Annotated in this window: 22 protein-coding genes; 16 read left to right on the plus strand and 6 right to left on the minus strand. The window is 72.3% G+C overall.

The features are described from left to right. The coding region (locus tag PKC53_RS15560; RefSeq protein ID WP_324430224.1) for an S-adenosylmethionine synthetase N-terminal domain-containing protein at positions 1-218 on the minus strand (218 nt) is incomplete at its 3' end. A gap of 174 nt (positions 219-392) precedes the next feature. Here PKC53_RS15560 and PKC53_RS15565 point away from each other — a divergent pair. The 5 genes from PKC53_RS15565 to PKC53_RS15585 are packed head-to-tail and all read left to right on the plus strand — an operon-like array spanning position 393 to position 4,728. Beyond that, on the plus strand, positions 393-1,238 hold the full coding sequence (locus PKC53_RS15565; RefSeq protein ID WP_324430226.1) for a lysophospholipid acyltransferase family protein: 846 nt from the start codon (positions 393-395) through the stop codon (positions 1,236-1,238). A gap of 6 nt (positions 1,239-1,244) precedes the next feature. Then, positions 1,245-2,129: a lipid A biosynthesis acyltransferase gene (locus tag PKC53_RS15570; RefSeq protein ID WP_324430228.1), complete on the plus strand. Its 885-nt coding sequence runs from the start codon at positions 1,245-1,247 to the stop codon at positions 2,127-2,129. 37 nt (positions 2,130-2,166) lie between these two features. After that, positions 2,167-3,033 carry a diaminopimelate epimerase gene (gene dapF / locus PKC53_RS15575; RefSeq protein ID WP_324430230.1) on the plus strand — a complete coding sequence of 289 codons (867 nt, stop codon included), beginning with the start codon at positions 2,167-2,169 and terminating at the stop codon, positions 3,031-3,033. Between the two features lie 37 nt (positions 3,034-3,070). After that, the gene (locus PKC53_RS15580; protein WP_324430279.1) at positions 3,071-3,754 is read left to right on the plus strand and encodes a DUF484 family protein; all 684 of its coding nucleotides are present in this window, start codon (positions 3,071-3,073) and stop codon (positions 3,752-3,754) included. Positions 3,755-3,780: 26 nt separating this feature from the next. Further along, positions 3,781-4,728, plus strand: a complete 948-nt coding sequence (locus PKC53_RS15585; protein ID WP_324430231.1) for a tyrosine recombinase XerC — start codon at positions 3,781-3,783, stop codon at positions 4,726-4,728. 12 nt (positions 4,729-4,740) lie between these two features. Here the strand turns inward: PKC53_RS15585 and PKC53_RS15590 are convergent, their stop codons facing one another. Beyond that, positions 4,741-5,325: a TetR family transcriptional regulator C-terminal domain-containing protein gene (locus PKC53_RS15590; RefSeq protein ID WP_324430233.1), complete on the minus strand. Its 585-nt coding sequence runs from the start codon at positions 5,323-5,325 to the stop codon at positions 4,741-4,743. Between the two features lie 123 nt (positions 5,326-5,448). Between PKC53_RS15590 and PKC53_RS15595 the strand changes: the two genes are divergently transcribed. Then, entirely contained in the window at positions 5,449-6,231 is a 783-nt protein-coding gene (locus PKC53_RS15595; protein WP_324430235.1) for a class II aldolase/adducin family protein, read from the plus strand. 30 nt (positions 6,232-6,261) lie between these two features. Further along, entirely contained in the window at positions 6,262-7,446 is a 1,185-nt protein-coding gene (locus PKC53_RS15600) for a class I SAM-dependent methyltransferase (protein WP_324430237.1), read from the plus strand. A 19-nt stretch (positions 7,447-7,465) separates the two neighbouring features. Here the strand turns inward: PKC53_RS15600 and PKC53_RS15605 are convergent, their stop codons facing one another. Next, the gene (locus tag PKC53_RS15605; protein ID WP_324430239.1) at positions 7,466-7,951 is read right to left on the minus strand and encodes an Lrp/AsnC family transcriptional regulator; all 486 of its coding nucleotides are present in this window, start codon (positions 7,949-7,951) and stop codon (positions 7,466-7,468) included. A gap of 139 nt (positions 7,952-8,090) precedes the next feature. On the opposite strand from PKC53_RS15605, the gene glmS reads away from it, so the two are divergent. Further along, positions 8,091-9,923: a glutamine--fructose-6-phosphate transaminase (isomerizing) gene (glmS, locus tag PKC53_RS15610; RefSeq protein WP_324430241.1), complete on the plus strand. Its 1,833-nt coding sequence runs from the start codon at positions 8,091-8,093 to the stop codon at positions 9,921-9,923. Between the two features lie 258 nt (positions 9,924-10,181). On the opposite strand, the gene PKC53_RS15615 is transcribed toward glmS, so the two are convergent. Both PKC53_RS15615 and PKC53_RS15620 read right to left on the minus strand, forming a co-directional pair. Continuing rightward, positions 10,182-11,165, minus strand: coding sequence for a Bug family tripartite tricarboxylate transporter substrate binding protein (locus tag PKC53_RS15615; protein WP_324430243.1), 984 nt, complete (start codon positions 11,163-11,165; stop codon positions 10,182-10,184). Positions 11,166-11,270: 105 nt separating this feature from the next. Further along, positions 11,271-11,753 carry a MarR family transcriptional regulator gene (locus tag PKC53_RS15620; RefSeq protein ID WP_324430245.1) on the minus strand — a complete coding sequence of 161 codons (483 nt, stop codon included), beginning with the start codon at positions 11,751-11,753 and terminating at the stop codon, positions 11,271-11,273. A 94-nt stretch (positions 11,754-11,847) separates the two neighbouring features. Here PKC53_RS15620 and PKC53_RS15625 point away from each other — a divergent pair, with 94 nt between their 5' ends. From PKC53_RS15625 to PKC53_RS15660, 8 genes are all read left to right on the plus strand, one after another. Beyond that, on the plus strand, positions 11,848-13,047 hold the full coding sequence (locus tag PKC53_RS15625; protein WP_324430247.1) for a 3-hydroxybenzoate 6-monooxygenase: 1,200 nt from the start codon (positions 11,848-11,850) through the stop codon (positions 13,045-13,047). Between the two features lie 45 nt (positions 13,048-13,092). Next, positions 13,093-13,800 carry a fumarylacetoacetate hydrolase family protein gene (locus tag PKC53_RS15630; protein WP_324430249.1) on the plus strand — a complete coding sequence of 236 codons (708 nt, stop codon included), beginning with the start codon at positions 13,093-13,095 and terminating at the stop codon, positions 13,798-13,800. Between the two features lie 20 nt (positions 13,801-13,820). After that, positions 13,821-14,948 carry a cupin domain-containing protein gene (locus PKC53_RS15635; protein WP_324430251.1) on the plus strand — a complete coding sequence of 376 codons (1,128 nt, stop codon included), beginning with the start codon at positions 13,821-13,823 and terminating at the stop codon, positions 14,946-14,948. A gap of 13 nt (positions 14,949-14,961) precedes the next feature. Then, on the plus strand, positions 14,962-15,600 hold the full coding sequence (gene maiA, locus PKC53_RS15640; protein WP_324430253.1) for a maleylacetoacetate isomerase: 639 nt from the start codon (positions 14,962-14,964) through the stop codon (positions 15,598-15,600). A 76-nt stretch (positions 15,601-15,676) separates the two neighbouring features. After that, the gene (locus PKC53_RS15645; protein WP_324430255.1) at positions 15,677-16,663 is read left to right on the plus strand and encodes a TRAP transporter substrate-binding protein; all 987 of its coding nucleotides are present in this window, start codon (positions 15,677-15,679) and stop codon (positions 16,661-16,663) included. Positions 16,664-16,709: 46 nt separating this feature from the next. Then, positions 16,710-17,222: a TRAP transporter small permease gene (locus tag PKC53_RS15650; RefSeq protein WP_324430256.1), complete on the plus strand. Its 513-nt coding sequence runs from the start codon at positions 16,710-16,712 to the stop codon at positions 17,220-17,222. Further along, positions 17,219-18,493 (plus strand): TRAP transporter large permease, encoded by a 1,275-nt coding sequence (locus tag PKC53_RS15655; protein WP_324430257.1) that lies wholly within the window; start codon positions 17,219-17,221, stop codon positions 18,491-18,493. The genes PKC53_RS15650 and PKC53_RS15655 overlap by 4 nt, the downstream gene beginning before the upstream one ends. Before the next feature lie 20 nt (positions 18,494-18,513). Continuing rightward, positions 18,514-19,080 (plus strand): hemerythrin domain-containing protein, encoded by a 567-nt coding sequence (locus PKC53_RS15660; protein ID WP_324430258.1) that lies wholly within the window; start codon positions 18,514-18,516, stop codon positions 19,078-19,080. Between the two features lie 19 nt (positions 19,081-19,099). On the opposite strand, the gene PKC53_RS15665 is transcribed toward PKC53_RS15660, so the two are convergent. Further along, positions 19,100-19,906, minus strand: coding sequence for a universal stress protein (locus PKC53_RS15665; protein WP_324430261.1), 807 nt, complete (start codon positions 19,904-19,906; stop codon positions 19,100-19,102). Positions 19,907-19,943 lie beyond the last annotated feature (37 nt).

Below are 19,943 nucleotides of genomic sequence, written 5' to 3' on the forward strand. Positions count from 1 at the left end.
GTGTCGCGCGCGACCTGGATGTAGTCGACGTGCGCGTTGGTCGTGATCTCGCCGGCGAGCACCACCAGCCCGGTGTTGCACAGCGTCTCGGCGGCCACGCGGCTGCGCGGGTCCTGCTTGAAGATCGCGTCGAGGATCGCGTCGGAGATCTGGTCGGACACCTTGTCGGGGTGCCCCTCGCTGACCGATTCCGAGGTGAAGAGGTAGTCGTTCGCCACTTGCTTACACTCCTGTGAGCCGATGTGAGTTGGGTTGCCGGCGTTGCCGGCTCCGTGCCCACGAGGCGTCGAGGAAAGCGGCGAACGCTTTAGCGGTATTTCGGGCCACCGCATCGCGGCGCCCATCGCCCCGCAAGTTGTCCTTTAACTCGGCGATGCGCCGATTATAAAAACATGCTGGTCTTGCTTCGCTGGCTGTCCCGCTGGCCGTTGCGGACTCTGCACGCGGCGGGCGCCTTGCTCGGCTGGATCGCGTACGGCAGCTCGGGCCGTTACCGCCGCCGGCTGAGCGACAACGCGCGCGCCGCCGGGCTGAGCGCCGCGCAGCGCCGCGCCGCGGTGGCCGAGGCCGGCAAGCTGGTGGCCGAGATCCCGTGGCTGTTCCTCGGCGCCGCCGCGCGGCCCATCTCGCGCCACGTGCGCTGGGACGGCGATGCGCTGGTCGACGAGGCGCTGGCCGCCGGGCGCGGGCTGGTGCTGCTGACGCCGCACCTCGGCAGTTTCGAGGTCTGCGCGCAGGCCTACGCCGAACGCTGGGGCGCGGCGCACCCGATGACCGCGCTGTACCGGCCGGCGCGCCAGCAGTGGCTGCGCGAGTTCGAGGCCGAGGCGCGCCGCCGCCCGGGGCTGGAGACCGCGCCGACCACGCTGGCCGGCGTGCGCCAGATGCTGCGCGCGCTCAAGCGCGGCGACACCGTCGGCCTGCTGCCCGACCAGGTGCCGCCCGACGGCCAGGGCGTGTGGGCGCCGTTCTACGGCCGCGACGCGTACACGATGACGCTGGCCGCGCGCCTGGCGCACACCGGCGCACCGTGGCTGCTGATGTGGGCCGAGCGGCTGCCGCGCGGCGGCGGCTGGCGCGTGTGCGTGCGCGCGCCGCTGCAGCCGCTGCCCGAAGGCGACGTGGCCGCCGCGACGGTCGTCAACGCCGAGATGCAGCGCGTCATCGGCCACTGCCCGACGCAGTACCTGTGGGGCTACCACCGCTACCGGCAGCCGCGTCCGGCGGCCAGCGCCTGAGCGCCGATGGCCGAGCTCGGCACGCACCTGCTGCTGGCGCTGCTGCGCGCGTTCTCGCACCTGCCGCTGGCGCTGCAGGCGGCGCTCGGGCGCGCGCTGGGCGCGCTGCTGTACCGGGTGGCGCGCGCGCGACGGCGCATCGCGCTGCGCAACGTCGAGCTGTGCCTGCCCGGGCTGTCGCCGCGCGAGCGCCGCGCACTGGTGCGCGAGCACTTCGGCTGGCTCGTGCGCAGCATCCTCGAGCGCGGGCTGCTCTGGTACGCCAGCCCCGAGCGGCTCAGGCGCCTGATCCGCGTCGAAGGCGACGTGGGCCTGGCCGAGCGCAGCGAACGCCCGGTGATGTGGCTGGTGCCGCACTTCGTGGCGCTCGACGTCGCCGGCCAGGCCACGCAGCTGTTCCAGAAGCGGCCGGTGGGCTCGATCTACCAGGCGCAGAGCAACCCGGTGTTCGACGCGGCGATGCGCCGCGGCCGGCTGCGCTTCGGCAACGGCGAGATCTTCCCGCGCAGCGACCGCGCGCTGCCGCTGGTGCGCGCGATCCGGCGCGGCCACGCGTTCTTCAACCTGCCCGACATGGACTTCGGCACGAAGGACGCGGCCTTCGTGCCGTTCTTCGGCGTCGACGCGGCGACGCTGCTGGCGCCGTCGAAGATGGCGCGCTCGCTGGGCATGGTCGTGCAGCCGGTGGTCGCCGAGATGCGCCCGGGCGGCGAGGGCTACGTGGTGCGTTTCCTCGAGCCGTGGGCCGACTGGCCCAGCGACGACCCGCTGGCCGACGCGCGGCGCATGAACGCGTGGATCGAGAGCGAGATCCGCCGTCTGCCGGCGCAGTACCTGTGGGTGCACAAGCGTTTCAAGACGCGCCCGCCGGGGCAGCCGTCGCTGTACTGAACGCTCGCCGGCGCGACCAGCGCCGATAATCCGCGCCATGCGGCTGCGGTTCACGAAGATGCAAGGCGCGGGCAACGACTTCGTCGTGCTCGACGCCACGCGTGCGCCGCTGTCGCTGTCGCGCGAGCAGCTGCGGCGCCTGGGCGACCGGCGCTTCGGCGTCGGCGCCGACCAGATCCTCGTCGTCGAGCGCAGTGCGACGCCGGGCGTCGACTTCCGCTACCGCATCTTCAACGGCGCCAGCGGCGACGAGGTCGAGCAGTGCGGCAACGGCGCGCGCTGCTTCGTGCGCTACGTCGTCGACCGCCGGCTGTCGGACAAGACCACGCTGCAGGTCGAGACGGTGAACAACCGGCTCGAGCTGCGGCTGGGCGCCGACGGGCGCGTCACGGTGGACATGAACCGCCCGCGCTTCGAGCCGCGCGAGCTGCCGTTCGACACCGCGGGCCTCGTGCCGCGCGAGGTCCACGGCTTCGCGCTGTGGCCGCTCGACGTCGACGCCACGCGCGTCGAGGTGGCCGCGCTGTCGATGGGCAACCCGCACGCGGTGCTGCGCGTCGACGACGTCGACGCCGCGCCGGTGGCCGTGCTGGGTCCGCGCATCGAGCACCACCCGCGCTTCGCGCAGCGGGTCAACGCCGGCTTCGTGCAGGTGCTGGCGCGCGACCACGTGCGGCTGCGCGTGTGGGAACGCGACGCCGGAGAGACGCTCGCCTGCGGCACCGGCGCCTGCGCCGCGGTGGTCGCCGGCGTCCGCCTGGGCTGGCTCGACGCGCGTGTCGACGTCGACACGCGCGGCGGCCGCCTGACCATCGAGTGGGCCGGCGCACAGCGCGACGGCTGGGCCCCGGTGCTGATGACCGGGCCGGCCGAGACCGTGTTCGAAGGCGAGATCGAACTGTGACCACCTTTGTGGCGACGAGGAGTCCAACCCCGTGAGCATCGGCGTGCAAGGCATCACCGAAGACGACATCGCGAACTACCTGGCGCACACCCCCGGCTTCTTCGAGCGCCACGCCGAGCTGTTGGCGACGATCCAGCTGACCAGCCCGCACGGCCAGCGCGCCGTGTCGCTGCAGGAGCGGCAAATGGAGATGCTGCGCGAGCGCATCAAGGGGCTCGAGCTGAAGATCGTCGAGATGATCCGCAACGGGCAGGAGAACGTCGCCATCGCCGACCGCCTGCACCGCTGGACGCGCGCGATCCTGCTCACCGCCGACGCGGCGGAACTGCCCGAGGTCATCGTGCGCGAGCTGAAGCACGAGTTCCTGATTCCGCAGGCGGCGCTGCGCGTGTGGGGGGTGGTCGACGCGTGGCGCCACCTGCCGTTCGCGCAGGGCGTCAGTGACGACGTCAGGAGCTTCACCGCCAGCCTCGGGCTGCCGTACTGCGGTCTGAACTCGGGCTTCGAGGCGGCGCAGTGGCTCGACGACGCCCACACCGTGACCTCGATCGCGCTGGTGCCGCTGCGCCACGGCGCGGTCGAGGCCGGGCGCGGCGCCATCGGCCTGCTGGTGCTCGGCTCGCCCGACCCGACGCGCTACAGCTCCGACATGGGCACCGAGTTCCTGCTGCGCGTCGGCGAGATCGCCAGCGCCGCGCTGTCGCGGCTGGTGCAGCCCTGAGCGCCGGGCCGCGGGCCGCCGCGCGGATGGGCCACGACGCGTCGCCCCCGGCGCTGCCCGACGAGGTGCTGGGCTGGCTGCGCCACCTCGAGGTCGAGCGCCGGCTCGCATGGCGCACCGTGGCGATGTACCGCGACGCGCTGCGGCGGCTGGCGCGCTTCGCCGCCGACGCGCATGTCGACTGGACGGCGGTGCAGCCGCATCACGTGCGCCGTTGGGTCGGCCAGATGCACGCCAAGGGGCTGGCGCCGCGCAGCATCGCGATCGTGCTGGCAGGCTGGCGCGGGCTGTACCGCTGGTGGGGGCTGCAAGGCCGCGTGGCGCTGAACCCGGTCGACGGTGTGCGCGCGCCGCGCAACACCAAGCCGCTGCCGAAGGCGCTCGCCGTCGACCAGGCGGTGGCGCTGGCCGAGCACGAGGCCGGTGGCGACCCGGTGCTGCGCGCGCGTGACCACTGCATCGTCGAGCTGCTGTACGGCTGCGGGCTGCGCGTGGGCGAACTGGTCGGGCTCGACGTCGCCGCGTCGGGGACCGCGGCCGGCTGGGTCGACCTCGCCGACGCCAGCGTGCACGTGCTGGGCAAGGGCGGCAAGCGGCGCAGCGTGCCGGTCGGCGCCGCGGCCAAGCAGGCGCTGCAGCGCTGGTTGGCCGCGCGCGCCGTGCTGCTGCGCCCGCCCGGCACCGAGCCGGCGCTGCTGCTCAGCCGCCGCGGCACGCGGCTGACGCCGAGCCAGGTGCGCTCGCGGCTGGCGCGGCTGGGGCGCGACGCCGGGCTGCCGACGCACGTGCATCCGCACATGCTGCGCCACAGCTTCGCGTCGCACCTGCTGCAGTCCAGCGGCGACCTGCGCGCGGTGCAGGAGCTGCTGGGCCACGCGAACATCCAGACCACGCAGGTGTACACGCGGCTGGACTTCCAGCATCTCGCGAAGGTCTACGACGCGGCGCACCCGCGGGCCAAGCGGCGCAGCTGACCCGCACGCGCCTCAGGTCACCAGCGTCGCCAGCCAGGCGCCGGCGTCGCGGAACGGCTGCGGCGAGCGTTCGATGCGGCAGCGCACGTACGCGCCCTCGATCGCCGTCAGCACCAGGCCCGCGAAGGCGCGCGTGCGTGCCGCGGTGCCGAGGTCGAAGTGCGCGGCGATCTCGGCCTGCCAGTCGCGCAGCGCCGCCGCCAGCACCTCGCGCACCGGCTCCAGGTCCTCGCCGAGGTCGAGGCCGACGGCGCCGACCGCGCAGCTGCGCCGGTAGTCGGCCGCGGTCACGCGCCGCGCGAAGGCGTCGAACAGCGCGCGCACCTTCGCCGGCGGCGTGCCCGGCGCAGCCAGCGCCTGCGCGATGAGACTGCGCACGCGCGGCGCGTACCGCGCGAGCGCCTCGGTGGCGATCTGCAGCTTGCCGCCGGGGAAGAAGTGGTAGACCGAGCCCTTGGGCGCGCCGCTGTCGCGCACGATGTCGTTGATGCCGGCGCCGGCCAGCCCGAAGCCGCGCATCAGGTCGATCGTCGTCTCGAGCATGCGTTCGCGGCTGCCCGGCTGCGACGGCGCCGCGGCCCGCGCACGGCGGGGCATCGATGCGCTGCGGGAAGCGGTGGTGCGCTGGGTCATCTCGGAGCCCCGGTGCCGGCGTGGTGCGCCGCGTTGACAGTGGCAGTAGACCAGTCTATATATTCTGCACTCGATCGAGGAGCCGCGATGCACACCGCCACCGCCCTGTCCCCCGCGCCCGACACCGCGCCGCCGTCGGTCGACCCGACCGAGTGGCAGCTGCGCGTCGACCTGGCCGCGTGTTACCGGCTGGTGGCGCTGTACGGCTGGGACGACCTGGTGTTCACGCACATCTCGGCGCGCGTGCCCGGGCCCGAGCACCACTTCCTGATCAACCCGTACGGCTGGATGTTCGGCGAGATCACGGCGTCGAGCCTGGTCAAGGTCGACCTGCGCGGGCGCAAGGTCGACGACAGCCCCCACGAGGTCAACCCGGCGGGCTTCACGATCCACAGCGCGGTGCATGCGGCGCGCGACGACGCGCAGTGCGTGCTGCACGTGCACAGCGTCAACGGCGTCGCGGTGTCGGCGCAGGACGAGGGGTTGCTGCCGCTGTCGCAGCACTCGATCTTCGTGCTGTCGTCGCTGGGCTACCACGACTACGAAGGCGTTGCGCTCGAGGCCGACGAGCGACCGCGGCTGGTGCGCGACCTGGGCAGCCACCGCTTCCTGATGCTGCGCAACCACGGTCTGCTCACGGTCGGGCGCTCGGTGGCCGAGGCCTTCGTCGCGATGTACTTCTTCGAGACCAGCTGCATGATCCAGGTGCGCGCCCAGGCCGGCGGCGGCCGGCTGCGTCGCATCGCGCCGACCATCGTCGATGGTGCCCAGGACCAGTGGCAGCGCGTCACCCACGGCGCCGGCGGTGCGCTGGCCTGGCCGGCACTGCGGCGCCGGCTCGACGCGATCGACCCCGGTTATCGCCACTGACCCGGCGCCGCGGCCCGCGACAATGCGGGCATGAAGAGCATCCGCCTGCTCGAGGGCAAGGAACGTTCGCTGCTGCGCCGCCACCCCTGGGTGTTCCAGGGCAGCGTGGCCAAGGGCAAGGCCGACGCCGGCGAGACGGTGCGTGTCGAGGCGCACGACGGGCGTTTCCTGGCCTGGGGCGCCTACAGCCCGACGAGCACGATCCGCGTGCGCGCCTGGAGCTTCGACGAGTCCGAGCGCATCGACGGCGACTTCTTCGCGCTGCGCGTCGCCGCCGCGGTGGCGATGCGCGCGCGGCTGCCGATCGCCAGCGACGGCGTGCGGCTGGTGCACGGCGAGGCCGACGGCCTGCCCGGGCTGATCGTCGACCGCTACGCCGACACGCTGAGCGCGCAGTTCCTGTCGGCCGGCACTGAGCGCTGGAAGGCGACGCTCGCCGACGCGTTGCTCGTGGCCACCGGCTGCACCCGGCTGTACGAACGTTCGGACTCGGGCGTGCGCGCGCTCGAGGGGCTGGCGCCGGTCAAGGGCTGGTTGCGCGGCGACGGCGCGACCGGCGTGACGATCGCCGAACACGGCTGGCGCCTGAACGTCGACGTGGCCGAGGGGCACAAGACTGGCTTCTACCTCGACCAGCGCGACAACCGCGCGCGTTTCGCCGAACTGGTGCGCCACTTCGGCTGCCGGCGCGTGCTCAACTGCTACTGCTACACCGGCGGCTTCACGCTCGCGGCGCTGGCCGGTGGCGCCGGGCAGGTGACCGGCGTCGACTCGTCGGCGCCGGCGCTGGAACGTGCCCGCGCGCACGTCGCACTCAACGGGTTCGACGCGGGGCGCGCGCGCTGGCTCGACGCCGACGTCAACGCCACGCTGCGCGAGCAGCTCAAGGCCGGCGAGCGCTTCGACGCCATCGTGCTCGACCCGCCGAAGTTCGCCCCCACCGCGGCGCACGCCGCGCGCGCCGCACGCGCCTACAAGGACATCAACCGCCTCGCGCTGAAGCTGCTCGCCCCCGGCGGGCTGCTGCTGACCTTCTCGTGTTCGGGCGGCATCGGCGCCGAGCTGTTCCACAAGATCGTCGCCGGCGCCGGCATCGACGCCGGCGTCGACGGCGCGCTGCTGCAGCGTCTCGAGGCCGCCTGCGACCACCCGACGACGCTGGCCTTCCCCGAGGGCGAGTACCTGAAGGGCCTGGCGATCCTCAAGGCGGCGTGAGCGCGCGTGACGCGCCGCCTCAGGCGCGCGGCGGCTGCACGCGTGGGTCGAATTTTCCGCGCTTGACTGCGAAGTAGGCCCTCACGTTGCGCACGTTGGCGTCTTGCGTGAACAGGCGCCGCACCAGGGCGTCGTAGGCGGTCATGTCGGGCAGCCACAGCACCAGCACGAAGTCGGGGCCGGGCGACACGCGCCAGCACTGCTGCACCGCCGGCTCGGCCACGGCGCGCGCCTCGAAGGCGTCGAGGTGCTCGGCGCCCTGGCGGTCGAGCGTGACCTCGGCGATCACGCTCAGCGCCTGCGGCGCCACGGTGGGCGACACCAGCGCCACCTGGCGCTCGATCACGCCGGCGTCGACCAGCCGCTTCACGCGGCGCAGCGCGGTGGCGGGCGACACGCCGGCGGCGGCGGCGAGCTCGACGTTGCTGCGGCTGGCGTCGGCCTGCAGCAGGTCGAGCAGACGACGGTCGGTGTCGTCCAAATCGATCCTGGCTGGAACGTTCATCAGATGACAATCCGTGAATGATTGTTGCGCGACAGTGAATTGTCGGCGATTCGTTGCACGACGACCGTTAGAAATGAACGCATCCGCCATCGGCGCTTGAATACGATCACGCATCGCAACAGCCGAGGGAGCGCAGCGCATGTGTGGCATCGTGGGTGGGGTGGCCGGGCGGGACGTGGTGCCGGTGCTGATCGAGGGCTTGCGCAGGCTCGAGTACCGCGGCTACGACTCTTGCGGCATCGCGGTGCAGCAGGACGGCGCGCTGCGCCGCACGCGCAGCACGGCGCGCGTGGCCGACCTGGCGGCGCAGGCGGCGGCCGACGGCGTGAAGTCGGGCACCGGGATCGCGCACACGCGCTGGGCCACGCACGGCGCGCCGGCGGTGCACAACGCGCACCCGCACTTCTCGGGCGACCGCATCGCGCTGGTGCACAACGGCATCATCGAGAACCACGACGAACTGCGCGCCGAGCTGAAGGCGCGCGGCTACGAGTTCGCGAGCCAGACCGACACCGAGGTCATCGCGCACCTGGTGCACCGCCACTACGACGGTGACCTGCTCGACGCGGTGCAGCGCGCGGTGGCTCAGCTGCGCGGCGCGTTCGCCATCGCGGTGTTCTGCCGCGACGAGCCGCAGCGCGTGGTCGGCGCACGCGAGGGCTCGCCGCTGGTGCTGGGGCTGGGTGCCGACGGCGAGCACTTCGTCGCCTCCGACGCGATGGCGCTGGCCGGCGTGGCCGACCGCATCGTCTACCTCGAGGAGGGCGACGTGGTCGACCTGCAGCCGGGCAAGGTCTGGCTGAGCGCACGCCAGGCCGACGGCAGCTGGCGCGCGGTGCAGCGCGACGTGAAGCCGATGCCGGCACACACCGCCGCCGCCGAGCTGGGCCCGTACCGGCACTACATGCAAAAGGAGATCTTCGAGCAGCCCAAGGCCATCGCCGACACGCTCGACGCCGTCGAGGGCGTGATGCCCGAACTGTTCGGCGACGGCGCGCACGCGGTGTTCAAGCAGGTCGACCGCGTGCTGATCCTGGCCTGCGGCACCAGCTACTACGCCGGCAGCACCGCCAAGTACTGGCTCGAGGCGATCGCCGGCATCCCCACTGCAGTGGAGATCGCCAGCGAGTACCGCTACCGCACCAGCGTGCCCGACCCTCGCACGCTGGTGGTGACGATCACGCAAAGCGGCGAGACCGCCGACACGCTGGCCGCGCTGAAGCACGCGCGCAGCCTGGGCATGCCGCACACGCTGACGGTGTGCAACGTGCCCACCAGCGCGATGGTGCGCGAATGCCGCTTCGCGTTCCTCACGCGCGCCGGCGTCGAGATCGGCGTCGCGTCGACCAAGGCCTTCACGACGCAGCTGGTCGGCCTGTTCCTGCTGGCGCTGGCGCTGGCGCAGGTGCGCGGGCGCCTGAGCGACGTGCAGGAGCAGGCGCACCTGAAGGCGCTGCGCCACCTGCCGCTGGCGGTGCAGGCGGTGCTGGCGCTCGAGCCGCAGGTGATGGCCTGGGCCGACGACTTCACGCGCAAGGAGCACGCGCTGTTCCTGGGCCGCGGGCTGCACCACCCGGTGGCGCTCGAGGGGGCGCTGAAGCTCAAGGAGATCAGCTACATCCACGCCGAGGCCTACCCGGCCGGCGAGCTCAAGCACGGCCCGCTGGCGCTGGTGACCTCCGAGATGCCGGTGGTCACCGTGGCGCCGAACGACGAGCTGCTGGAGAAGCTGAAGAGCAACATGCAGGAGGTGCGCGCGCGCGGCGGCCAGCTGTACGTGCTGGCCGACGCCGACAGCCGCATCGAGAGCGACGAAGGCGTGCACGTGATCCGCATGCCCGAGCACTACGGGGCGTTGAGCCCGATCCTGCACGTCGTGCCGCTGCAACTGCTCGCCTACCACACCGCAGTGGCGCGCGGCACCGACGTCGACAAGCCCCGGAACCTGGCGAAGTCGGTGACGGTGGAGTGACGCAGGGGCCGCGGGGACGCCGCTGATCCGTGGGAACAGGGTCTGTCGGGCTGGGAACACGACCTCGGCAACCTGCTGCGCATGAGGCAGCGCTACGGCGAAGCGCTCGCCTCGCTCGAGGAGGGCCTGCACTGGCGCCGACGCCGCGGCCCGCGCGCCGACGAACCGTGACTGCTCGCCAACGTCGCGCGTGTGCACGAGGGCCTGGGTCGCGCGGGTCAAGCGGCCGCGCCGGCGGCGCGATCCAGCTTCGCGGGCCTACTGAGGCTGGTAGCCGCTGCGCCTGATGATCTGCGCCCAGGCCGCGGTGTAGGCGCGCTCGCGCTGCTCGATCTGCGCCTGCGGCATGAACTGCACCGCCAGCCCCCAGCCCGTGAGCTTGTCGCGCACCTCGGGCTGCGCGACCACCTTGGCCAGCGCGCCGGCGAAGCGGTCGAGCTCGGCCCTGGGCGTGCCCGCCGGTGCGAAAAACGCGTAGTACGGCACGTCCTCGAAGCCGGCCAGGCCCAGTTCGGCGAAGGTCGGCACGTCGGGCAGCGCGGCCTGGCGCTGGCCGCCGAGCACGGCGACCACGCGCAGCTTGCCCGCCTTGTTCGGCTCGACGAGTTCGGGCACCGAGCCGATCGCCGCCGGGATCTGGGCGCCGAACAGGTCGGACAGCATCGGCGCGCTGCCCCGGTACGGCGCGGCCACCAGGTCGAGTGCGAACTTGTCGCCGATCAGCCTGACCAGGAACTCGGGCACCGACGCAGGCGCCGGCACGCCGATCGCCGACTTGCCGCCCTGCTGCGCCTTGACCCAGTCGATGTACTCGGCGAAGGTCTTCGGCGGCAGGCTGCCCGACACCGCGAGCGCGTTGACGAACGTGGCAAAGCCGGCGACGTGCACGAAGTCGCGCGCCGGGTCGAACCCCGGGTTCTTCATCACCTGCGGCACGATGCTGATCGTGTGGTCGTGCGAGATGAAGTAGGTGCTGCCGTCGGGTGCCGCCTGCTTCAGCGCCTGCGCGGCGATCTGGCCGCCGGCGCCGGGCTTGTTGTCGACGATCACCTGCGCGCCCAGCTCGTCCTTCAGCTTGTCGGCGAGCACGCGGGCGATGGCGTCGGTGCCGCCGCCGGCGGGAAATCCCACCAGCACGCGCACCGTCTTGCCGCCTTGCGCGAAGGCGCCGGGCAGGGCCAGGACGGTGACGAACAGCAACGCGAGGGCGGGGCGTAACACGGCGGCGAGGCGGCGGGGCATGGGTCCTCCAGCAGGCGAAGGCGCGGCGGGGAACCGATTATCCGGCGCACCGCCGACGCGTCGCCGCAGGTCGTCGCGGGCGTTCGGGCAACCCCGCTCGCCGGCTCAGGCGGTCTCGCTCGGTGCGCGGCTGAGTTCGTTGTTCGCGGTCACCAGCGTGCGCAGCATGCGCATGAACTCGCGCCGCTGCGCCGCGGGAAGCGGCTCGAGGATGCGCTGCTGCGCGCGCTGCATCGCGGGCAGCACCTCGGCGAGCAGCGCGCGGCCCTGTGCGGTCGGCGTCAGCAGGCGCACGCGCCGGTCGTCGGGCGAGGCGTTGCGCTGCAGCAGGCCACGCGCCTCGAGGCGGTCGATGACGCCGGCCACCGTCGAGGTGTCCAGCCCGATCGAACGCGCCAGCGTGCGCTGGTCGATGCCCGGCTGGTTGGCCACCGTCTGCAGCGCCGCGTACTGCACCGGCGTCAGGCCACTGGCCTCGGTCTCCTGCAGAAAGATCGCCACCGCGATCTGGTGCAGCCGGCGGATGTGGAAACCCGGCAGCGCGTCGAGTTCGACGGCGGCCGCGGCGGAATCGGGTCTTGAGCTCATGTCTAGGGAAAACCCTGATGCATTAAAGTTCATTCTGCCACTACACTGATCGTCAGTACACACATGATCAGTGTACACAGTTCAGGAGACCGCGATGAACCTTCCGCCCTCGAAACTTCCCGTGCTCGTCGCCGGCGGCGGCATCGGCGGCCTCGCCGCCGCGCTGACGCTGGTGCGTCGCGGGTTTGACGTCAAGGTCCTCGAGCAGGCGCCCGAGATCGGCGAGATCGGCGCCGGCATCCAGCTCGGCCCGAATGCGTTCGCCGCCTTCGACGCGCTCGGCGTGGGCGAGAGGGCGCGCGGCCGCGCCGTCTACACCGACTGCATGGTCATGCACGACGCCGTCGACGAGTCGCTGGTCGGGCGCATCCCCACCGGCGAGGCGTTCCGCGCGCGCTTCGGCAACCCCTACGCGGTGATCCACCGCGTCGACGTGCACCTGAGCCTGCTCGAAGGCGCGCAGGAGACCGGCCACGTCGAGTTCCTCACCTCGACCCGCGTCGAGCGCGTCGAGCAGGGCGCCGACGGCGTCACCGTCTTCGACCAGCACGGCCGGGCGCACCGCGGCATGGCGCTGATCGGCGCCGACGGCGTGAAGTCGGTGGTGCGCCAGCAGTTCGTCGGCGATCCGGCGCGCGTCACCGGCCACGTCGTCTACCGCGCCGTCGTCGACAAGGAGGACTTCCCGGCCGACCTGCAGTGGAATGCCGCCAGCCTGTGGGCCGGCCCGAACTGCCACCTGGTGCACTACCCGCTGCGCGGCGGCGAGCAGTACAACGTGGTCGTCACCTTCCACTCGCGCGAGCAGGAGGAATGGGGCGTGCGCGAAGGCAGCAAGGAAGAGGTGCAGAGCTACTTCCAGGGCATCAGCCCGAAGGCGCGCCAGCTCATCGACCTGCCGAAGAGCTGGAAGCGCTGGGCCACCGCCGACCGCGACCCGATCGGCCAGTGGACGTTCGGCCGCGTCACGCTGCTCGGCGACGCCGCGCACCCGACCACGCAGTACATGGCGCAGGGCGCGTGCATGGCGATGGAAGACGCGGTCACGCTCGGCGAGGCGCTGCGCGTGCACGCCAACGACTGGGACCGCGCGCTCGAGCACTACCAGCGCTCGCGCATCCCGCGCACCGCGCGCATCGTGCTCAGCTCGCGCGAGATGGGCCGCCTGTACCACGCCAAGGGCGTCGAGCGCCTGGTGCGCAACCAGCTGTGGCAGGGCCGCACCCCCGAGCGCTTCTACGACGCGATGGAGTGGCTGTACGGCTGGAAGGTCGAGAACTGCCTGGCCGCCTGAGCACCGCCCATCCCATACCGGACCCCCCTGATTCGAGGAACCCACGTGAACGCACCCGCCACCCTCTGGACCCCGCCCGCCGTGCCTTCGGTGCCGGTGCGCGGCCGCGCCGAACGCGCGCCCGTCAACCGCCTGTTCTTCGTCGGGCGCAACTACCACGCGCACGCGGTCGAGATGGGGCGCCCGGTGGACAAGGCCAAGGAGGTGCCCTTCTACTTCACCAAGTCGCCGTCGACGCTGGTCGCCTCGGGTGCCACGGTGCCCTATCCGCCGCGCACGAAGGACTACCACTACGAGATGGAGCTGGTGGTGGTGATCGGCAAGCCGGGCTTCCGCGTCGCCGAGGCCGAAGCGCACGAGCTGATCTACGGCTACGCCTGCGGGCTCGACATGACGCGGCGCGACCTGCAGCTCGCCGCGCGCGACAAGGGTCGGCCCTGGGACCTGGGCAAGGACATCGAGCAGGGCTCGGTGATCTCCGAGATCGTCCCGATGCCCGGCGTGGTGATCGAGCGCGGCGAGATCGTGCTCAACGTCAACGGCCAGCCGCGCCAGGCCTCCGACGTCGACAAGCTGATCTGGAACATCCGCGAGCTGATCGCCGACCTGTCGACCTACTACCACCTGCAGCCCGGCGACCTGATCTACACCGGCACGCCCGAAGGCGTCGGCGCGGTGGTGCCGGGCGACCGACTCGAGGGCCGCGTCGCCGGCGTCGGCGAGATCGTGCTGCACGTCGGCGCGGCCGAGTGAGTCCACCGGGAGCCACGACGATGACCGCCGAGAACACCTTGTCGCCCGTGCGCCTGACGATGCAGGCCGGCCCCGGACAGCCCGACCCCTCGCCCGAGCTCGAGCGGCTGTACCGAGGGTTCGAGCAGGAACTGCTGGTGCCGCTGTGGACCGAGATCGGCGACCTGATGCCGCTGCACCCGCAGAGCAAGGCCACGCCGCACCTGTGGCGCTGGGACCGGCTGGTCTCGCTGGCCGACCAGGCCGGCCGGCTGGTGCCGGTGGGCCGCGGCGGCGAGCGCCGCGCGATCGCGCTGGCCAACCCGTCGCTCGGCGGCAAGCCGTACGCGACGCCGACGCTGTGGGCGGCGATCCAGTACCTGATGCCCGGCGAGGACGCCCCCGAGCACCGCCACACGCAGCACGCGTTCCGCTTCGTCGTCGAGGGCGAGGGCGTGTGGACGGTGGTCGGCGGCGACCCGATCCGCATGTCGCGCGGCGACTTCCTGCCGCAGTCGGGCTGGAACTGGCATGCCCACCACAACGCGGCGACGCAGCCGATGGCGTGGATCGACGGCCTGGACATCCCGTTCTCGTACTACACCGAATCGCAGTTCTTCGAGTTCGGCCGCGACCGGCTCACGCCGGCCGAGATGACGACGCCGGCGCGCTCGCGCTCGGAGCGGCTGTGGGGCTACCCGGGGCTGCGCCCGGCGTCGCAGCCCGACGCGCTGCCGGCCACGCCGCTGCTCGCCTACCGCTGGGCCGACACCGACCGTGCGCTCGCCGAGCAGCTCGCGCTGGAACAGGAGGGCCAGGCGGTGACGCTCGGCCCCGGCCACGCGGCGGTGCGCTTCACCAACCCGACCAACGGCCGCGACGTGCTGCCGACGATCCGCACCGAGATGCACCGCCTGCGCGCAGGTGCGTCCAGCGTCGCGCGACGCGAGGTCGGCTCGTCGGTCTACCAGGTCTTCGACGGCCGCGGCACCGTGCGCGTCGGCGAGCGCACGTGGACGGTCGCGCGCGGCGACATGTTCGTCGTGCCGTCGTGGGTGCCGTTCTCGGTGCAGGCCGGCGCCGACACCGCGCTCGACCTGTTCCGCTTCGGCGACGCGCCGATCTTCGAGGCCTTGCACGCGCACCGCGTGCAGGTCGACGCGGCCTGACGGGGCGGCAGGCGTGAAGCTGCACGGCTTCTTCCGCAGCGGCACCTCGCACCGGCTGCGCATCGCGCTGAACCTCAAGGGCCTGCCTTACGAGACGGTGCCGGTCGATCTGCGCCGCGAGCAGCACCTGGGCGACGCCTACAAGGCGCTGAACCCGCAGGGGCTGGTACCGACGCTCGAGGCCGGCGGCCGCGTGCTGACGCAGTCGCCGGCGATCCTCGAGTGGCTCGAGGAGCGCCACCCCGAGCCGCCGCTGCTGCCTCGCGACGCCGACGCTCGCGCCCGCGTGCGCGCGCTCGCGGCGATCGTCGGCTGCGACATCCACCCGGTGAACAACCGCCGCATCCTCGAGGCGCTGCGCCACGACTTCGGCGCGAACGAGGCCGCGGTGCAGCGCTGGTGCGGCCGCTGGATCGCCGACGGCTTCGACGCGATCGAGGCGCTGCTCGCCGCCGACGCCCGCCGCGGCGACTTCTGCTTCGGCGATGCGCCGACGCTGGCCGACGTCTACCTCGTGCCGCAGGTCGAGAGCGCACGCCGCTTCCAGGTCGACGTCGCGCGCTGGTCGCGCATCGCCGCGGTCGACGCCGCGTGCCTGCGCCTCGACGCGTTCCGCCGCGCCGCGCCAGCCCTGCAACCCGACGCCACGTGACGCGCGCCGCGTCCGCGGCGCCACCTTGCCGTCCACCTACCCACGCATCCCTTCGCTGAACCTGCAGGAGACCCCGATGAAGAACCCGTTGAAGACACTGCCCGTCATCGCCTCGGCGGCCGTCGCCGCCCTCGCCCTCGCCGCCGCGCCCGGCGCCTCGGCGCAGGCGCTCAAGCTCGCGCACATCACGCCGCCGACGCACGTGTGGCACCAGGTGTCGGAGAAGATCGCCGCCGACCTCGCGACCGCCACCGGCGGCAAGATGAAGATCGCCGTCAGCCCGCTGCAGAAGCTGGGCACCGAGGCGCAGGTGATCAACCTGATGCAGGCCGGCGCGGTGCAGTTCTCGGTGTTCACGGTCGGCGGGCTGGCCAACCGCGAGGAGTCGCTGCTCGGCTGGTCGCTGCCGTACGTGTTCAAGGACGTGCCGCATGCGGCGCGCGCCGCGAACACGCCGGCCGCGCGCGAGATGCTCAAGCGCCTGGAGACCAGCGGGCTGGTCGGCCTGGGCTACGCCTTCGCCGGCATGCGGCAGGTGCTGTCGCTGCAACCCGTGGCCGGCCCGAAGGACCTCGCCGGCAAGAAGGTGCGCTCGTTCCCGAGCCCGGTGTACAACGACTGGTGGCTGGCCAACGGCGCCGCGCCGACCGCGATGCCGTTGTCCGAGGTGGCGCCGTCGCTGACCACCAAGCTGCTCGACGCGGTCGACATCGACCTCGACGCGCTCGTCGGGCTGAAGTTCTACCAGCAGGCGCCGAACCTGTCGCTGACCAACCACATGGCGTTCCCGGCGGTGATCGCGGTGTCGAAGAAGTGGTGGGACGCGCGCACCGACGCCGAGCGCGAGACGATCCGCAAGGTCGTCGCCGACGCCGAGAAGTGGGGCATGCAGGTGGCCGCCGACGCCGAGGCCAGCAACCTGAAGAAGGCGCAGGCCGACGGCACCAAGGTCATCGAGTTCGACGTCAAGGCGTTCCAGGCCGTCGCCGCGCCGGTGCGTGACAAGTACGTCGCGAAGAACGCGCTGATCGCCGACTTCTACAAGCAGGTCAAGGACCTCTGACGCGGTCTGCCGCCGCGGCCCCGGACCCGACAACGAGGAGACGACGATGCCCGCGTCGACGATCGTCGAGCGCGCCGACGCCGCCCTGGCGGCCGTCGAGCAGGTGGTGGTGGTGCTGCTGACCGGCGGCATCACCGCGATCATGATGACCCAGGTGGTGCTTCGCTACTTCTTCGGCGCGCCGCTGTTCTGGGCCGAGGAGATCTCGGTGCAACTGCTCGTGTTCGCCAGCGTGTTCGGCCTGTCGCTGCTGACGCGCCGGGGCGACCTGGTCAGCATCGACTTCCTGCCGCGCGCGCTGTCGCCGCGCGCGCGCCACGCGCTGATGGCCGCGCTCGGCGGCGTGATGCTGGCCGTCGTCGGGTTCATCGCCTGGCTCGCGTGGGACTGGATCGCGCGGCCCGACGTGCGCATCGAGCTGTCGGCCACCACGCAGCTGCCGCGCTGGTACACCTACGCGGTGCTGCCGGTGGGGCTGAGCTGCATGGCGCTGCACCAGGCGGCGGCGATCGTGCGCCACCTGCAGGGGTTCGCGCAGCCCGCCGGGGCGCAGGCATGATCACGCTCGCGGTGTTCTTCGGCCTGCTGTTCGCGGGCCTGCCGATCTTCGGCGTGATCCTCGCCGGCGCGATCGTCTTCCTCGCGACCAACGACCTCGCGGCGCTGTACGACTCGATCCCGATCCAGATCTACGGCGCGCTCGAGATCAACAGCCTGCTGGCGATCCCGCTGTTCATGCTGGTCGGCGAGGTCATGAACAAGGCCGGGCTGACGCAGCGCCTGGTCGCGGTGGCCGAGGTGCTGGTCGGCGGGCTGAAGGGCGGGCTGGCCTACGCGAACCTGTTCACCAACGCGATGGCCGCGTCGATCCTCGGCTCGGCGGTGGCGCAGATCGGCGTGATGAGCAAGGTCATGATCCCCGAGATGGAGCGCAAGGGCTACGACCGCGCGTTCTCCGGCGCGGTCACGGTGTCGGCCGGGCTGCTCGGGCCGATCATCCCGCCGTCGATGCTGATGATCATCTACGGCGTCGTCGCGGTGCAGCCGATCGCGCCGCTGTTCATCGCTGGCATCGTGCCCGGCGCGCTGATCGTGCTGGCGCTGGCGCTGGTGATCTTCCTGTGGGGCGTGTTCGGCGGCGGACTGCCTTCGGGCGCCGGGCGCGAGCTCGCAGCCAAGGGGCGCATCCTGTTCGAGGGGCTGGTGCCGGCGCTGATCCCGCTGGTGGTCATCGTCGGCATCATGGCCGGCGTGATGACGCCCACCGAGTCGGGCGCGGTGGCGTCGATCATCGCGCTGGTGCTCGGCTTCGCCTACCGCGAGCTGAAGCTGCGCGACCTCGGGCCGATCTTCCTCGCCGTCGCACTGAGCACCGCCACGATCACCGGGCTGATCGCCGCCGCGTCGGTGCTGAGCTGGGCGCTGGCGTTCCAGGGCGTGCCCGACCTGCTGGTCGAGTTCATGTCGGGGCTGACCAGCTCGCCGACGCTGTTCCTGCTGCTGGTGATCGTGATGCTGCTGGTGCTGGGCATGTTCCTCGAGAGCATCAGCGTGCTGATCGTCGTCGTGCCGCTGCTGATGCCGGTGGTCACCGGGCTAGGCATCGACCCGATCCACTTCGGCGTCGTGTGCACCGTGGCCACCGTGATCGGGCTGGTCACGCCGCCGGTGGGGCCCGGGCTGTACATCGCGATGGTCGCCGCCGACATCCGCATGGGCGCGCTGTTCAAGGCGACCTTGCCCTTCCTGGCCGCGGTGCTGGCCTGCCTGGTGCTGATCGCCGCAGTGCCGGCGCTGTCGACCTGGCTGCCGAAGGTGACGATCGGCTGACTCACGAAGGCGAGGCACTCATGACGACTTCCCCCACATCGAACCCCGCCCCCGGCGGCGACGACCCGCTGAACCAGTTCGCCGACTGCCACGCCGGCATCCTGACGCACCTGCACGCGCTGGCCGGGCTGCCGGCGCTGGCGCGCGCCGCGGTGCAGGCGCGCCGGACCGCCGCGGACACCGTGAAGTTCTTCCGCGACGTGATCCACGAGCACCACGCGCAGGAGGAGAAGGAGCTGTTCCCGGCGGTGCTGGGCAGCGCGAAGCCCGGCGACGAGCAGCGGCGGGTGCAGCAGATCGTCGAGCGGCTGACACGCGAGCACCGCGACATCGAGGCCGGCTGGGCGCGACTCGAGCCGGCGCTGCGCGACGTCGCGAGGGGTCGCGACGCCGATCTCGACGCCGCCGCGGTCGACGCGCTGGTGCACCGCTACGAGGCACATGCGGCGTACGAAGAGCGCGAGTTCCTGCCGCTGTCGCAGACCATCCTCGGCCGCGACGACAAGCACATGGCGGCGCTGGGCCTGTCGCTGCACATGCGCCACGCGCTGCCGCAGGCGCTGGCGCGCTACCGCGGGCGCATCTGACCCCGGCGCGTGGCGCCGGTCACGGCAGGCGCACGAACACCGGCACGCGAGCGTCGCGCAGGCACTGCGCGGTGACGCTGCCGGTGATCACGCCACGCAGCCCGGTGCGCCCGTGCGTGGTCATCGCCAGCATCGCGTCGCCGAGGCTGCGCACGAACGGCGGGATCGCCTCCTTCGGCTCGCCGTGCAGCACCTCCCAGCCGACCGGCACACCGTGGCGGTCGGCGATCTCGCGCGCACGCGAGCGCACGTAACCCGACTCCTGCACGTCGCCCGACGGCACGTTGGGGTCGAGCTGCACCGACGGGTCGATCACCGAGACGACGACCACCTTGGCGCCGAGCCACTTCGCCAGCGCCGCCGCCTGCGGGATGATGCTCTCCGACAGCGCGCTGCCGTCCAGCGGCAGCACGATGCGCCCGACCTTGGACAGCGCCATCGGGCCGTCGGGGTGCGGACGGAACACGACCAGCGGCTCGCCGAGCTCGCGCAACACCTGCAGCGCGACGCTGCCGAACATCGCCTGCATCGCGCCGCTGTGGCCGTGAGAGCACATCGCCACCAGCGTGCCGGCCACGCGCCGCGCCTCGTCGCGGATCGCTGCCGCGACGCCGGCCGCCGGGGCGCGCATGCACAGCGCCTTCGCGCCCACCGGCGCGGCCAGCGCCTCGACGTAGTGCGTCGCACCGGCCAACTCGTCGTCGCGGTCGACGACGCGCAGCAGCGCCAGCTCGGCGCCGGTGGCGCGCGCGACCTGCGACGCAGGCGCGATCAGCTGTTCGGAGAACCTGGAGCCGTCGACGGGAACGAGGATTCGCGTGTACATGGTTGGGGCCTTGCGTGGCGGGGCGACCGGGGTTCGG

Source organism: Azohydromonas sp., from assembly GCF_035325925.1.
GTDB lineage: Bacteria > Pseudomonadota > Gammaproteobacteria > Burkholderiales > Burkholderiaceae_C > Calidifontimicrobium.

Excerpts from the sequence above, each read along its gene's own strand:
- PKC53_RS15615 (WP_324430243.1), bottom strand. The coding sequence starts at position 11,165 with ATGCCCCGCCGCCTCGCCGCCGTGTTACGCCCCGCCCTCGCGTTGCTG.
- PKC53_RS15625 (WP_324430247.1), top strand. The coding sequence starts at position 11,848 with ATGAACCTTCCGCCCTCGAAACTTCCCGTGCTCGTCGCCGGCGGCGGC.
- PKC53_RS15650 (WP_324430256.1), top strand. The coding sequence starts at position 16,710 with ATGCCCGCGTCGACGATCGTCGAGCGCGCCGACGCCGCCCTGGCGGCC.
- PKC53_RS15600 (WP_324430237.1), top strand. The coding sequence starts at position 6,262 with ATGAAGAGCATCCGCCTGCTCGAGGGCAAGGAACGTTCGCTGCTGCGC.
- PKC53_RS15635 (WP_324430251.1), top strand. The coding sequence starts at position 13,821 with ATGACCGCCGAGAACACCTTGTCGCCCGTGCGCCTGACGATGCAGGCC.
- glmS (WP_324430241.1), top strand. The coding sequence starts at position 8,091 with ATGTGTGGCATCGTGGGTGGGGTGGCCGGGCGGGACGTGGTGCCGGTG.
- PKC53_RS15655 (WP_324430257.1), top strand. The coding sequence starts at position 17,219 with ATGATCACGCTCGCGGTGTTCTTCGGCCTGCTGTTCGCGGGCCTGCCG.
- PKC53_RS15605 (WP_324430239.1), bottom strand. The coding sequence starts at position 7,951 with ATGAACGTTCCAGCCAGGATCGATTTGGACGACACCGACCGTCGTCTG.
- PKC53_RS15620 (WP_324430245.1), bottom strand. The coding sequence starts at position 11,753 with ATGAGCTCAAGACCCGATTCCGCCGCGGCCGCCGTCGAACTCGACGCG.
- PKC53_RS15565 (WP_324430226.1), top strand. The coding sequence starts at position 393 with ATGCTGGTCTTGCTTCGCTGGCTGTCCCGCTGGCCGTTGCGGACTCTG.
- PKC53_RS15660 (WP_324430258.1), top strand. The coding sequence starts at position 18,514 with ATGACGACTTCCCCCACATCGAACCCCGCCCCCGGCGGCGACGACCCG.
- PKC53_RS15570 (WP_324430228.1), top strand. The coding sequence starts at position 1,245 with ATGGCCGAGCTCGGCACGCACCTGCTGCTGGCGCTGCTGCGCGCGTTC.
- PKC53_RS15645 (WP_324430255.1), top strand. The coding sequence starts at position 15,677 with ATGAAGAACCCGTTGAAGACACTGCCCGTCATCGCCTCGGCGGCCGTC.
- PKC53_RS15585 (WP_324430231.1), top strand. The coding sequence starts at position 3,781 with ATGGGCCACGACGCGTCGCCCCCGGCGCTGCCCGACGAGGTGCTGGGC.
- PKC53_RS15595 (WP_324430235.1), top strand. The coding sequence starts at position 5,449 with ATGCACACCGCCACCGCCCTGTCCCCCGCGCCCGACACCGCGCCGCCG.
- PKC53_RS15590 (WP_324430233.1), bottom strand. The coding sequence starts at position 5,325 with ATGCCCCGCCGTGCGCGGGCCGCGGCGCCGTCGCAGCCGGGCAGCCGC.
- PKC53_RS15665 (WP_324430261.1), bottom strand. The coding sequence starts at position 19,906 with ATGTACACGCGAATCCTCGTTCCCGTCGACGGCTCCAGGTTCTCCGAA.
- dapF (WP_324430230.1), top strand. The coding sequence starts at position 2,167 with ATGCGGCTGCGGTTCACGAAGATGCAAGGCGCGGGCAACGACTTCGTC.